Origin of the sequence: Virgisporangium aliadipatigenens, assembly GCF_016863615.1 — a bacterium.
Lineage (GTDB): Bacteria > Actinomycetota > Actinomycetes > Mycobacteriales > Micromonosporaceae > Virgisporangium > Virgisporangium aliadipatigenens.
Map to the genome: position 1 here is coordinate 177,396 of NZ_BOPF01000018.1, position 13,713 is coordinate 191,108.

At 72.4% G+C, this 13,713-nt stretch carries 13 protein-coding genes; 6 read left to right on the forward strand and 7 right to left on the reverse strand.

Annotated features, from left to right (window positions below; translation table 11 throughout):
* Positions 1-115: 115 nt before the first annotated feature.
* Positions 116-541 (forward strand): ATP-binding protein, encoded by a 426-nt coding sequence (locus tag Val02_RS24220; protein WP_203901471.1) that lies wholly within the window; start codon positions 116-118, stop codon positions 539-541.
* A gap of 6 nt (positions 542-547) precedes the next feature.
* On the opposite strand, the gene Val02_RS24225 is transcribed toward Val02_RS24220, so the two are convergent.
* Together Val02_RS24225 and Val02_RS24230 are read right to left on the reverse strand one after the other, a co-directional pair.
* Positions 548-1,708, reverse strand: coding sequence for an FAD-dependent oxidoreductase (locus tag Val02_RS24225; RefSeq protein WP_203901472.1), 1,161 nt, complete (start codon positions 1,706-1,708; stop codon positions 548-550).
* 98 nt (positions 1,709-1,806) lie between these two features.
* Positions 1,807-2,517, reverse strand: coding sequence for an HAD family hydrolase (locus tag Val02_RS24230; RefSeq protein ID WP_203901473.1), 711 nt, complete (start codon positions 2,515-2,517; stop codon positions 1,807-1,809).
* Between the two features lie 92 nt (positions 2,518-2,609).
* Between Val02_RS24230 and Val02_RS24235 the strand changes: the two genes are divergently transcribed.
* The 3 genes from Val02_RS24235 to Val02_RS24245 all read left to right on the forward strand — a co-directional run bounded on the left by Val02_RS24235 (position 2,610) and on the right by Val02_RS24245 (position 4,849).
* Positions 2,610-3,572, forward strand: coding sequence for an alpha/beta fold hydrolase (locus Val02_RS24235; RefSeq protein WP_203901474.1), 963 nt, complete (start codon positions 2,610-2,612; stop codon positions 3,570-3,572).
* 112 nt (positions 3,573-3,684) lie between these two features.
* Positions 3,685-4,338, forward strand: coding sequence for a GNAT family N-acetyltransferase (locus Val02_RS24240; RefSeq protein WP_203901475.1), 654 nt, complete (start codon positions 3,685-3,687; stop codon positions 4,336-4,338).
* A 136-nt stretch (positions 4,339-4,474) separates the two neighbouring features.
* The gene (locus Val02_RS24245; RefSeq protein ID WP_239153299.1) at positions 4,475-4,849 is read left to right on the forward strand and encodes a hypothetical protein; all 375 of its coding nucleotides are present in this window, start codon (positions 4,475-4,477) and stop codon (positions 4,847-4,849) included.
* A 75-nt stretch (positions 4,850-4,924) separates the two neighbouring features.
* Here the strand turns inward: Val02_RS24245 and Val02_RS47560 are convergent, their stop codons facing one another.
* A complete protein-coding gene (locus Val02_RS47560) occupies positions 4,925-6,022 on the reverse strand; it encodes a hypothetical protein (RefSeq protein WP_239153300.1) in 1,098 nt (365 codons plus the stop codon).
* 174 nt (positions 6,023-6,196) lie between these two features.
* On the opposite strand from Val02_RS47560, the gene Val02_RS24250 reads away from it, so the two are divergent.
* A complete protein-coding gene (locus tag Val02_RS24250; protein ID WP_275415606.1) occupies positions 6,197-9,244 on the forward strand; it encodes a glycoside hydrolase family 9 protein in 3,048 nt (1,015 codons plus the stop codon).
* Positions 9,245-9,250: 6 nt separating this feature from the next.
* Here the strand turns inward: Val02_RS24250 and Val02_RS24255 are convergent, their stop codons facing one another.
* From Val02_RS24255 to Val02_RS24265, 3 genes are all read right to left on the reverse strand, one after another.
* Positions 9,251-10,570 (reverse strand): WD40 repeat domain-containing protein, encoded by a 1,320-nt coding sequence (locus Val02_RS24255; protein WP_203901477.1) that lies wholly within the window; start codon positions 10,568-10,570, stop codon positions 9,251-9,253.
* Positions 10,567-11,079 (reverse strand): SigE family RNA polymerase sigma factor, encoded by a 513-nt coding sequence (locus tag Val02_RS24260; protein ID WP_203901478.1) that lies wholly within the window; start codon positions 11,077-11,079, stop codon positions 10,567-10,569. The genes Val02_RS24255 and Val02_RS24260 overlap by 4 nt, the downstream gene beginning before the upstream one ends.
* Positions 11,080-11,295: 216 nt before the next feature.
* Complete coding sequence (locus Val02_RS24265) at positions 11,296-11,736, reverse strand: SRPBCC family protein (protein ID WP_203901479.1); 441 nt, start codon at positions 11,734-11,736, stop codon at positions 11,296-11,298.
* Between the two features lie 88 nt (positions 11,737-11,824).
* Here Val02_RS24265 and Val02_RS24270 point away from each other — a divergent pair, with 88 nt between their 5' ends.
* A complete protein-coding gene (locus Val02_RS24270) occupies positions 11,825-12,787 on the forward strand; it encodes a hypothetical protein (protein ID WP_203901480.1) in 963 nt (320 codons plus the stop codon).
* Here the strand turns inward: Val02_RS24270 and Val02_RS24275 are convergent.
* Positions 12,784-13,542, reverse strand: a complete 759-nt coding sequence (locus Val02_RS24275; RefSeq protein ID WP_203901481.1) for a hypothetical protein — start codon at positions 13,540-13,542, stop codon at positions 12,784-12,786. The genes Val02_RS24270 and Val02_RS24275 overlap by 4 nt on opposite strands.
* Positions 13,543-13,713 lie beyond the last annotated feature (171 nt).

Below are 13,713 nucleotides of genomic sequence, written 5' to 3' on the forward strand. Positions count from 1 at the left end.
CGCCTCCCTGAACGGGTGGGGACCATTGTTGCCTTCGGGCATCCTAGGCGCCGGACCGGCCGTTCGCTGCCGGCGGGAAGCGATTGCGCGCAGCGGGCACGGGTACTATCCGGCCGTGGACGCAGGAGCGGCCGACCCGGCGCGAGGAGGGCGAGAGCCTGCCCGCGAGACGACCCGGGTCACTGTCGCCGACATCGGGGAGCTGCGTCGCCGCCTCATCGCGGCGGCGTGCGCGGCCGGCATGGGACGCGAGCGCGCCGACCTGTTCACCGTCGCGGTCAACGAGATCGTCATCAACGCGGTGCAGTACGGCGGGGGAGCCGCCGACGTCACCATCACCGATCGGGGCGACCGGATCGTGGTCGACGTTCGCGATCAGGGCGGGCTGGCCGCCGTCGTCGTGCCGGCGGCGTTGCCGCCCGCCGACCAGATCCACGGGCGCGGACTGTGGCTGGCCCGGCGGCTGTGCGACGAGGTCACCGTCACGCCCTCAGCCGTGGGAACGCACGTGACGCTGACCGCTGCGCTGCCCGACGGCTGAGCGGCGTCACACCCCGGTGCGTGCGCCGGACACGGTCGGTTCGTAGTCGTACAGGTAGCCCTGAGCCCGTTCGTAGAACGGCAGGACCAGGCGCATCTTCACCGCGTCCAGGTGTCGCTTCACGGCGCCGGGCTTCTTGCCGTCGCGCGCGCCGTCGGCCTGCTTGAGGAGCTTCGCGATGCGCGGACGGCGTTCGGCGTCATAGGCCTCCAGCGCCGCGCGAACCGTCGGCGCGCTCCGCAGCGCCGCGGCGAGCACCAGCGCCCCCTCGACGGACATCGAGGCGCCCTGCCCGACGCCGACCGGGTGGGCGGCGTCGCCGATCAGGACGACGCGTCCGCTGTGCCACGTGCGGACCGGGTCGCAGACGTGCATGTAGGCGGCCGCGAGAACCTTCGTCGTGCCGGCGAGCACGGCCGACGGCACGGCCTCCGGGAACAGCCCGGGCAGGCGCCGCCGCCACTGCGCCTCGTCGACGCCGCGCAGCTGCGGCGCGACCGGATCGGCGATCTGGGCCGCCCACCACGCGGTCCGTTCGTCGACGGTGCTGTGGACGAAGACGCCGTTGCGGCCGAAGGTGAGGTTCCAGACGCCGACCTCCGGATCCTCCAGCGTGGCGATGCCGGCGACCCCGTAGAGCCCCGCGTACCGGGCGCGCGGCGCGGACGGGTCCAGCAGTCCGCGCACCGTGGAGTGGATGCCGTCGGCGCCCACGAGCAGATCGGCGGTGTCGTGCCGGCCGGAGTCGAATTCGGCCGTCACCCCGTCGGGTGTCTCGCGCATGCCGACCAGGCGTTCGCCGGTGACGACCCGCGCGCCGGCGTCGAGGGCCGCCCGCCGCAGGGTGGCCACGAGCCGGCCGCGCATGATGGTGACGCTGCGCAGGGGATCGGCGTCGCGGCGCAGGCGGGGCACGTCGCCCAGCCGGCGTCCGCTCCCGGTGTGGAAACGCATCCGCGCGATGTCGTATCCGGCCGCCTGGACCTCGCGTAGGCAACCGAGCTTCTCCAGCCCGCGCAGGCCGTTGACCGCGAGGCTGAGGTGGCCGCCGACGTCCCCGGCCGGGTCCTCGTAAGCCTCGTAGACGGTCACCTCGTGGCCGTCCTGCCGCAGTGCGAGCGCGGCGGCGGCTCCGGCGATCCCGCCTCCGATCACGATCGTCCGCATGATGTCCTCCCTGGGAGCACCGTGGAAAGGTTTGTATTACCAACTACCTCCATAGTGGTTGGTAATACAAACAATGTCAAGCGGCGCGGACCTCGGGCTCAGGGCCGCGAGTGGGCCGTGGGCACGGCGGCCAGGAGGGCGGGCAGGTCGGCCATGTCGGTGAAGGTGTGGGTGGCCCCGGCGTCCAGCAGCACCTGCGGGGGGTTGTGGGACGGGCTGTCCGGAGGGCAGTAGCCGAAGACCGTGGCGCCGGCGGCCGCTCCGGCGCGGACGCCGGTCGCGGTGTCCTCGATGACGGCGGCGCGGGTCGGATCGACGCCGAGGGCGGCCGCCGCGGCCAGGTAGACGTCCGGGGCGGGCTTGCTGAGCGGTGTCTCCATCCCGCTGAAGATCTTGCCGGCGAAAACGGCGTCCAGGCCGATCTTGGCGAGCTGCAGTTCGACCTTGTGCCGGTCGGCGCCGCTGGCGCAGGCGAGCTTGCCGCGGTACCGGCGGTCGATCTCCCGGACGGCGCCGATCGCGCCGGGGATCGGCAGCAGGCCGAGGGTCAGGGCCTCGTTGCGGCGAACGCGGAAGTTCTCGAGCCACTCGTCGGTCACGGCGAAGCCGGTGTTGGTGGTGATCAGAGCGGTCTCGTCGCGCAGCGCACGGCCGACGAAGAGCCGGAAGCAGTCGGCCTCGGAGACCTGCCAGCCGAGTTCGTGCAGCATCGTGCGCAGCACGGTGTTCGTGATGCGTTCGGAGTCGACGAGCACCCCGTCGCAGTCGAACAGCACGGCGTCGAACGGGCGCTCAGCGGGTTCCACCATGGCGGTGACCATAAAGGTCCGGTCGAGATTCGCGTCGCGGGGCCGCCGCCAAGCGGTCAGGGGGTGACCTGTTCGGTCGGCACGATGGCGGCATGACCGCATCGAACGCACCGTTCAGTCCGACCGACTTTCCCGCGCCCACCCTGGTTTCCGTCAACGGTGTGCGACTCGAGGTCTTCGAGGCCGGCCGGGAGAACGCCGGAAAGCCGATCGTGCTCTGCCACGGCTGGCCCGAGCACGCGTTCTCCTGGCGGTATCAGGTGCCGGCCCTCGTCGCGGCGGGCTACCACGTCATCGCCCCGAACCAGCGGGGCTACGGAAACTCGTCACGTCCCGCCGACGTGACGGACTACGACATCGCGCACCTGTCGGGCGACCTCGTCGCACTCCTCGATCATTACGGCTACGCGGATGCCACCTTCGTCGGCCACGACTGGGGCGCATTCGTCGTCTGGGGGCTGACCCTGCTGCACCCCGACCGGGTCAACGGCGTGGTGGCGCTCAGCCTGCCCTACCAGGAGCGCGGAACGATGCCCTGGATCGAGTTCATGGAGGCCGCGCTCGGCGCCGACTTCTACTTCGTCCACTTCAACCGGCGGCCGGGCGTGGCGGACGCCGTGCTCGACGCGCACCCGGCCCGGTTCCTGCGCAACCTGTTCCGCCGGAACGTGCCCCCGACACCGCCCCGGCCGGGCATGGCGATGATCGATCTCGCCAGGGCGGAGAAACCCCTCGGCGAGCCCGTCATGAGCGACAGCGAACTGGCCGTCTTCGTCTCCGCGTTCGAGTCGACCGGCTTCACGGGCAGCATCAACTGGTACCGGAACCTCGACCGCAACTGGCACCTGCTGGCCGACGTGGACCCGATCGTCCGGCAGCCCGCACTCATGATCTACGGCGACCGGGACACCGTCGTGCGGGCCGAACGGCTGACCGAGTACGTGCCCGGCGTGGAGGTGGTCAGCCTGGACTGCGGGCACTGGATCCAGCAGGAGCAGCCGGACGAGACGAACCGGGCCATCCTGAAGTGGCTGTACCAGCGGGCCGCCCGGTAGAACGAATTCCCTAGTAGGCCCGCCAGAACTCGTTCGCGCGGCCGCTTCAGTGCTGGCGACCGGGGCGCGGGGTCGAGCAGTATGGGCGGCCGCACCAGTTCGAGGGGGAAGAATGCCGTCACCGTGGCCACTGGCTGACCTGCGTATCACCGTCGGCAAGTGGGAGCTGCGCCTGCCGGACGACCGGGAACTCGGCGAGTTCGCCCTGACCGTGGCCGACGAGTACAACATCTCGGTGCCGGCGATGGCGAATCCCAAGGACACCCCGGCGGAACGCACCCGCCGGTTCATGCAGGACCACTGGCGGACGCGGGCGGAGTGGCAGCCGGAGTCGTGGGCGCTCGACCTGTTCGCCTTCGAGGACGGCCGGCCGATCGGGCAGCAGCGGCTCAGGGGCGACCAGTTCGCACTGCTGCGCGAGGTGGTCACCGGATCCGTGGTGCGGCCCGATCGGCGCGGAGCGGGTGTGGGCACGGCGATGCGCGCCGCGGTGCTGCACCTGGCGTTCGAAGGGCTGGGAGCGGAGTTCGCGCAGTCCGGTGCAGTGGCCGACAACGCGGCATCGCTGACCGTCACGTCGAAGTACAGCTACGAGCCCAACGGGATACGCCGCGCGGCCCTCTTCGGCTCGGTGCTGGAGGTGAACATGTTCCGGCTCTCCGCCGCGCAATGGCGGTCGTCGGAGTCCCGGCCGGTCGTCGAGGTGACCGGCCTGGACGGCCTCGAGTCCCTGTTCGGCACCGGCGACCGGGAAGCCGCGAGCTGAGCGGCCACGCGCCGGGCGGGCGCCGAGCGCTGGAACAATCTCGGGGTGGATGTAGCAGGCATGCTCGCCCGAGCCGCGGCCATGGTGCCGGTCGAGGTCGTCAACGAGGCCGGCTTTGATCAACACCGCCGAATGCATGTGGCGCACCGATGTCGCCGCGTGGTGCCACTGGGGTCGCGGGGAGAGCGTCCACGGAGTTTTCCGCGCGGAGTTGCGGCTGCACGCGCCGGCCGACGGAGGGCGGCGGGTGCCGGTGCCGGGCCGGGGCGTTCTGCGGCCGTTGTGGCATCTCGGCGGCCGCACGCCCGCGGGCGATCCCGACCTGCTGGTGGCACGCGTCTGGGTGGAGTCGGCACCGGAGCTGCCGCCGGGGTCGACCGGGTCGGTCCGGTTGAGCCCGCTGTCCCCGATGCTGTGGCGGCACCTGCGCCCGGGCATGACCATCACCATGCACGAGGGCCGGCCCGCGGTGGCGACGGCGACCGTCATCGAGGCGTCGCACCCGGGCTGACGCCGGTGCCGCCCGGCGACCGTCCACTGTGGTCGGTCGCGGGTCGTCAGGGAAATTTTCGAACCGGTCTCGGGCTCAGAGCAGGCCGCGTTCCCGCAAGCGGGCGAGCCGGTCCGGCGGCAGGCACTCGGCGAGGTTGCGCTCCAGGTCGACCACCTCCAGGTCGACCGCGTACACCACGAAGTCGTCGGTGACCGGCAGCGCGTGCGACCAGTTGTGAGCGTTGAGCCGGGCGGCGACGGCGCACAGCAGGCGCCGCCCGGCCTCCGATCCGGCGCAGGCGTCGTAGTCGTTCCCGTCGAGGAGGGTGAGTTCCTGCCGCACCGTGCGCAGCGGCTCCGGTTCGTCGAGGTCGAGGTCCGTCGCGTTGTCGAACTCCGCCGGAGCCCACGCGGCCGTGGCGTCGACCGCGCGCAGCGCGGCCTGTTCGTCCGCTCCGACGATGACGACCTCGAACGACAGTTCCCTCGCCTGGCGGTAGGCGAGTGCGACACCCGCGACGGGGCCGTCGGCCGGCAGCTGCGCCACGGCGGCCAGGGCCGACTCCACGAACCGGCCCTCCAGGTGCCGGCAGGCCGCGTCGAGGTCGAAGCCGTCCGCCGGCCGTTCGTAGCGCACCCATCGGCCCCGGCCCGCGGACTCGACGAGACGAACCAGCCCGCGATCGTCGTGTTCGGCGCTCAGCACGGAACGCGGCAGGCCGTCGTGTTCGACCTCGACCCGACTGATCCGATCGCCGTCGTACGTGTACGACTCCCGGCCCGAACCGGCCCGCGCGACGGCGGCGGCCGTGCGCATCAGACCGCCCTCGTAGGCGTACTCGTGCAGATAGATCGGGCCGGAACGGTCGAAGTGCGCAGCCTCGACGACGTCCTCGCCGTAGCGCAGGAACGTCTCGTAGTACAGCCTGCCGCGCAGGAAGCCGCTGTACTCCTCGACCATCACGAAGCGACCCTCGGCGTCGAACCCGATGCGCAGCACGTCCCGGTCCACCGGCGGACGCGCCCCCAGCCGGCGGCCGGGCCTGAGCAGGTCCCGTTCGAAATGCAGGGGGCGCAGGTCGAGACCGGGCCAGGTGTACCAGTCCCGGCGCGCGACGAGCGCGGTGGCCGCCGCCTTTCGCGCGTCGTACTCCGCGGCGAGCCGGCCGAAACGCGCGGCGAGATCGGGCATGCGCGGGATCGTACGGCGCACGATGATCGTTTTCAGCCGCTTTCACCGTCCCGACGCCGGTCGGCAGGGACTGCGCGCGTCATCGGTCGCGGTGGATTGACGGTGCGGCGCCGGCCTTGCCAGCATCCGGCTGTCCGCCGATCGGCGTGGCATCCTGCCAGGGGAAGGACCGCCGTGACCGGATCTGTCACATGGCGCCGGCGCGTGGCGGCCGTGATCGCCGCCCTGCTGCCGCTCGCCGCCCTGCCGTTCGCCGGCTCCGCCGCGTGGGCGGCACCGACCGAGCACATCGCGAACGGCACCTTCACCGACGGGACGGACCCGTGGTGGGCGAGCGGCACCACGCTGTCCGTTCGGGACGGCAGGCTCTGTGCCGAGGTCCCGGCCGGTGCGGCGAACCCCTGGGACGTCAGCGTCGGACACAACGCCGTGCCGCTGGTCGACGGCGCCCGGTACACGCTGCGGTTCACCGCGCTGGCCAGCAGTCCGGTGACGGTGAAGGCCAACGTGCAGCTCAACGAGGAGCCGTGGACCACCGTCGCCAGCCGCGACGTGGCCCTGACCGCCGAGCCGGGCACCCGCACCTACGAGTTCACCGGCAGCGTCGACTCGGCCAACGGCACGCTCACCTTCCAGCTCGGCGGCGCGGCCGTCGCGTACACGTTCTGCCTCGACGACGTGTCGCTGACCAGCGAGCCGGGCGAGGACCCCGGCGAGGGGCCGGAGCAGATCGACAACGGCGGATTCGACGAGGGCACGCAGGGGTGGTACTCCTACGGCACCACGACCACCGGGGTGACCGACGGCGCGCTGTGCGCCACCGTGCCGGGCGGCCTGGCCAACCCGTGGGACGCCGGCGTCGGCCAGAACGACGTGCCGCTGGTCGCCGGCGCCACGTACACGCTGAGCTTCCGCGCCAGGGGGAGCACGGCGGCGTCGGTCCGCGCCGCGGTGCAACTCGGCGAGGATCCTTACACCACAAGCCTTTCCCAGACGCTGACGCTCGACACCGCGTGGCGGAGCTACTCCTACACGTTCACCGGCGCCGGGGACACCGCCAAGGGGCAGGTCGCGTTCCAGCTCGGCGGCGGCGCCACCGACCTCACGTTCTGCCTCGACGACGTGTCGCTCACCGGTGGCCAGGCCGAGGAGCCGTACGTCCCCGACACCGGACCGCGGGTGCGCGTCAACCAGGTCGGATACCTGCCCGCCGGGCCCAAGGCCGCGACCGTCGTCACCGCCCGCACCGAGGCGTTGCCGTGGCAGCTGCGGAACTCCGCCGGAGCGGTCGTCGCGTCGGGTACGTCCACGCCGCGCGGGGTGGACGCCGCCTCCGGGCAGAACGTGCACACCGTCGACTTCGGCGGCTTCACCCGCACCGGCACCGGCTACACGCTCGTCGCCGACGGCGAGACCAGCCACCCGTTCGACATCTCCGGGGAGCTGTACCGGCAGCTGCGCTCCGACGCGCTGCAGTTCTTCTACATCCAGCGCAGCGGCGTCGCGATCGACGGCGGACTGGTCGGCGCGCAGTACGCCCGGCCCGCCGGACACCTGGGCGTCGCGCCGAACCGTGGCGACACCGACGTGCCGTGCCAGCCCGGCGTCTGCGGCTACCGGCTGGACGTGCGCGGCGGCTGGTACGACGCCGGCGACCACGGCAAGTACGTCGTCAACGGCGGCATCGCCACCGCGCAGCTGCTGAGCACGTACGAACGCACGAAGACCGCGTCGACCGCCCGGTTCGGCGCGGCCCTGGGCGACGGGTCGCTGCGGGTGCCGGAACGGGGCAACCGCGTCCCGGACGTGCTCGACGAGGCGCGGTGGGAACTGGACTTCCTGATGCGCATGCAGGTACCCGCCGGTCAGCCGCTCGCCGGCATGGCCCATCACAAGGTGCACGACCAGGCGTGGACCGGCATCCCGATGCAGCCCCAGGACGACCCGCAGGTGCGCGAACTGCACCCGCCCTCGACCGCGGCGACACTGAACCTGGCCGCGACGACGGCGCAGTGCGCCCGCCTGTTCGCCCCGTACGACACCGCGTACGCCCGCCGCTGCCTGAACGCCGCCCGCACGGCCTATGCGGCGGCCAAGGCGCACCCGGCGGTGTACGCCGACCCCAACGACGGCAACGGCGGCGGCTCCTACGCCGACGGCGACGTCAGCGACGAGTTCTACTGGGCCGCCGCGGAGCTGTACCTCACCACCGGGGAGGCCGGCTACCTCGGCGACGTGAACGCCTCCCGGCACCACACCGCCGACGTCTTCGACCGGACCGGCTTCGGGTGGGGTTCCACCGCCGCGCTCGGCCGGCTCGACCTCGCCACCGTCCCCAGTGGACTGTCCACTGTGGAACGTGACCGGATCCGGCAGTCCGTGCTCGACGCGGCCGGCCGGTACCTGAGCACGCTGCGCGGGCAGGCGTACGGACTGCCGATGCCCGGCGACGCGGGGGCCTACTTCTGGGGCGGCAACAGCAACATCCTCAACAACGCGGTGGTGCTGGCGACCGCGTTCGACCTGAGCGGCCGGGCCGAGTTCCGCGACGGCGCCGTGCAGGCGGTGGACTACATCTTCGGCCGCAACGCCCTCAACCAGTCCTACGTGACCGGATGGGGCGAGCACGCGTCGCGGAACCAGCACAGCAGGATCTTCGCCAACCAGGCCGACGCGCGGCTGCCGCACCCGCCGGCCGGCTCGATCGCCGGCGGCGCCAACGCGGGGCTCGACGACCCCTACGCGGCGCAGCTCCTGCGCGGCTGCAAGCCGATGTTCTGCTACGTCGACCACATCGAGTCCTATGCGACCAACGAGGTGGCCGTCAACTGGAACTCCGCGCTGGCGTGGATGGCGTCGTTCCTCGACGACCAGGGAACTGCGGCGCCGGCCGCGGCCGCCTGCACCGTGCGCTACATCGACTACGGGCGCTGGGCGGACGGCTCCGGCTTCACCGGCCAGGTCGAGATCACCAACACCGGAGGCACCCCGATCGACGGCTGGACCCTCCGGTTCGCCTGGGCCACCGATCCGGTGCTGCGCGAGGCGTGGCTGGGCAAGGCGACCCAGGAGGGCGCGACGGTGACGGTGACGAACGAGTCCTACAACCGGCGCATCCAACCGGGAGCGACGGTGCTGTTCGGGTTCAACGCCACCACCGCGCTCGGGCTCGCCAAGCCGCCGCCGGCGCTGTTCACGCTCAACGGCGCGGTCTGCGGCTGAGCGGCCTCACGCGTTCCTCCGGCGGTAGCGGCGCACCGCGTACAGCGCCGCACCCGCCGCCATGAGGAGCACGAGCGCGCCGGTGTGCGAAGCGAGCCAGTCGAGCAGGCGTTCCCGAAGGGAGGCGGGGGCGGCGCCGAAGCGGTCGAGGAACCCGCGCGCCACCTCCACCCGGTCGGCGCCGGCGGGCACGCGCACGAGCACCGTGCCGGGTCCGTCGGGGCGCAGCGCCACCACCTCCGGCTGCCCGCCGGGGGGTGCGGTCACGTCGGCGCGCCGGCCCGTCGGCGGCGTGAAGGAGGTGCCGCTGTCGCGGAACCGCACCGCCACGGCGTCGCCGTCGCGTTGCCAGCCGAGCAGCCGGGCGCCGGCCACACCCGCCAGCCGCAGGGCGGGTCCGGTGGCCGGCGCGCCGGTGTCCGCGTCGATGTAGGTGAGCGTCAGCGCGACCTGCGGTACGCCGGAGCACGCCGGGGTGCACTCCCAGACGGCGACGCGTCCGTGGCCGTCCCAGGCGCCGGGGCCGGCGAGGGTGTGGCGTTCGTCGAGGGTGGCCATTGTGCGGGTCTGTCCGGTGGTGAGGTCGAGGACGGTCAACGACGACCCGTCCTGGACGACGGCGTGGCGGCCGTCCGGTGCCAGGGCGACGTTCGCCGTCTCGTGGCGCAGACCGAGGTCGTCCACGGCGCCGGTGTCGAGGTGCAGGACCCGCAGGGTCCCTGCGGAGGTGAGCAGCCGGGTGCCGTCCGGGAACCACGCCACCGGTGCGCCCGCCCCGTACCTGCGCAGGTGGCCGGTCGTCAGGTCCAGCACCGTGGTGGCCGCCGCGCCGAGTCCCTCCTGCCAGCTGCTTTCCATGCCCCAGTCACCGGCGACGCGCCGGCCGTCCGGGGACAGGAGCACCGACTCGCCGGCGTCGAACCCGTTGAGGTGCCGCACCGTCCGGTAGGAGCCGTTGGTGCCGACCACGATCGCGCGGTCCTCGTAGCCGCCGCCGAAGAGCCCGCTCGCGCCGAAGCCGCCCGGGCCGGTCACGATGACGGACGCGCCGCCGGGGGGCGAGCTTGTCGCCGTTCCCACGAAAGGAAATGGCGAGTCGATCCGGGACGGGACCGCGGGCCTGCCGTCGGCGGGCGTCTCGGGTCCCGGTCGGGACACGAGAAGCAACGGAAGCGCGAGCGCGAGGGCGGCCAGTGCGGCGGTCACCTGTCGCCGCCGCCGGCGGCGCATCCCGCGCGACCACAGGTCCGCCGGCAGCCGGGCCGGACGCGCCTCGTCGGCGACCGCCGCCAACACCGTTGCGATGGAACGTCCGTCCGCGCTCACGGCGCCACCTCCTGCGTCAGATCACCGGTGAACGTCCGCAGCCGCGCCAGCCCGTCACGTGCCTGGCTCTTCACGGTCCCCACGGAGATGCCGAGGATCTCCGCCGTCTGCGCCTCGGTCAGATCCTCGAAATAGCGCAGCACCAGTACGGCTCGCTGGCGCGGGGCGAGCCTGGCCAGCGCCCGCCGCACCGCCACGGTGTGCACGACGGCGTCGCTGGGATCGGGCGCCGACGTGGCTTCCCCGTCCTGCGGAACCTCGACGGTGCCGCGGCGGCGCTTCCACCAGTCGATGTGCTGGTGGTAGAGCACCCGCCGGACGTACGCGTCCGGGTCGCCGGCCGCCGCCACCCGTTTCCATCGGCCGACCACCCGCATGAGGGTCTGTTGCACCAGGTCCTCGGCGAGATGGTGGTCGCCGGTCAGGAGGTAGGCGATGCGCGACAGGGCGGCGTTGCGGGCGTGCACGTACGCCTCGAACGACACCTGCGGGCCCTGGTCTCGCGACATACCTCAGTACACCTGTCGAAGGGTCGGTTCCGAGGGGTGCGTCGCCGAGAATCGGAAACGTCGGCGCGGGTCCACTGCCGTCGGCGCGACCGGCACCGACGACGCCAGCCCGTCCTGGTCCAACTGCGTGCCCGATCCGTTCGTGGCACCGCACGTGGCCGGTGGCGCGGCCCTGTACCTGGCCGCACACCGATTTTCGCCCGTCGGCCCGTCCGGTCACGCGCCCTGGCTCGTCGCGTACCGGTCCAGTGCGGCGGCCCACATCCGCGCGAACAGCCGGTTCGGGAGGGCGTGCAACAGGAACAGCAGGGCCTTCTGCCGTCGCGGTTCGGTGTTGGCCCATTCGGCGTGGACCCGGCTGCCCCCGCCGTCCCGTGGCGTGATCCGCACGACGCCGGTGCCGCCCCCGCCGTAGCTGCTGTCGACGACCGTCCAGCGAACGACCGACGGGTCGGACCAGTCGTAGCGCGCGACGACCCAGAACGGCGATCGGCGTGAGCTTTCCCGCGCGACGGCCCAGGTGGGTCCCTGTTCACGGACCTCGTACGTCTTCGGATCGAGGGAGCGGTTCCAGGTGCGAAGCCGTTCCTGGCTGAAGTCCGTCAGGGCGCGGTGCACCTGCTCCGGGGACGCCTTGGTCTCGATGTCGAACCGCATGGTGCATCCGATCACCGGCACGACGCGTTCGCAAGCAGGTCCCTCGCGCGGGGTGATTCCCGGCCGGCGTGCTACTACCCTCCGTGGCATGGCCGAGGATCGTGTGTACGGGGTGCGCCTGTTCGTCCCGGGAACTGCGGCGACGACAGCTCAGTGGCAGGGCTCGCTCGCACGCGCCGGCCTGACGCTGGACGGCCGGGTGCTCACCGCGGACAGCCTCGGCTTCGACGCGCTGGTGGAGTGGGTCGAGAACGACGGCTCGTTCGGCCAGGCTTTCGGTTACGGCACCATGTCGCCCGCGGAGCAGCACGCCGTTGCCGGGGCCGGTAGCGCCCTGGTGCTGGACCTGCCGGTGTATCTCGGTGCCGCGGCGGCGGACGTGGCGACACTGATCGCCGCGCTGGGCGACGCCGGGGCGTTGGGCGTGCGGCTCGAGCAGTCGAAGCTCGGCTGGCCCGTCGAGGAGTGGATCCGGGCTCTCCAGGGCGATGACCCGCGGATGCTCTACCGCTGTGCGGTCGTGGTGCTACAGGATCGCGACGGGTTGCGGTCGTGCGGCATGCACGCGTTCGGGTTGCCGGACGCTCAGGTCGAGGCGTCGCCGCTCGAGGCGAACCGGCTCCTCGGCTCGCTCAACGTGTATCAGTTGGCGGAGGATCCCGTGTTGGTCAGCGGCGATTCCTTCACGCCCGACCGGGAGACCCCGCGCCGCCGCCTGGAGCGATGGCCGGACGACGGATACCCGTCGGACAGCGTCTGCCACAACCCTTTCGGGGTCTGGCGTCTGGGCGCCGAAGGCGGTGCGGCGGACTCGCGTGGCGACCTCCGGCCGGTGTTCGTTCCGGCGCTGGTCGCCGTGCTGGCCGCCGCCGAGGAGAAGGCCGGCCGGGCACTTCGCCGCGACGAGGTGGAGCGACTCACCGGCGAGGGCAGCTGCATGATGATGACGCACGCCGACGCGAAGAGCCTCGAACGCGGCCGCGGCTATGCGGACCTCGAACCCGAACTCGCCTGGGCACAGTGGCAGGTCGTGCGCGCATCCCGGGATTAGCCGCCCGGGCAGTTCTCGCTGTCGGTGCGGTTGCACCCGCCCGGCCGGTGCGGTGTCGGGCTCGGCGTCGCGCCGGCGTCGAAGTAGGTCAGGTCCGCGACGACCAGAGCGAAGAGCGGATACCGGGCCCGCGCCGCCTCGACGGCCGCCTCGTCGATCGGGGTCTCCGCGCGAACGGATTCGACGTCGAACGAGGGCGCTCCCGCCAGGGCGGCGGCTTTGAGGGCGACCATCGCGGGATCCACCCAGATGACATCCAGTCCTACGCCGCCGCTCTTCTCGTAGTGTCGGTCCAACGGCTGTGCGGTGGCGAACGGTTCCTCATCGCTACGCGGGGGATGGCCGCGCAGCGCCGTGTCCCATTCGGTCGCGCGGTCGTCGGCCGCACCGTCGACGGCGAGGATCCGCATGGCGGACCGCACACACGTCACCGGCGCATACGGGGCGAACACTCCGAAGCCCGCGCTGCTGCCGCAGGTGTCCTTCAGGCCCGCCGTGACGGGGATGAGCCACGGAGCCAGATTCACCGCATCCGTCACCGCACTGTCGACGGCGACACCCGCCGGCCGAGCCGCACGCGCGACAGCGGCCGAACGGGCGACCTCCGCCGCGTCCGGTGGTGAACTCGCGCGGTTCAACGAGTAGGCGAACCAGCCGCACGCGGCGAGCGCGGCGACCGCGGCGGTCGCGAGCACGATGGCGACCACCTTGAACGCGGCCCCGAGGTGCCCACCGTCACTTCGTGCACCGCCCATGTTGCTGAAGGCTACGAAGGCGCGCGATCGCTTCGGCCGCGGCGCGGTCAACGTTCGGCATCGATCGGTCCTGTTGCGGGAGCAGCGTGACCGCGCCGCCGCCATGGTGACGGCCATGGTGTTGAACGTCGGTGCGGGCACCGGCTCCTACGAACCACCCGACCGGGACGT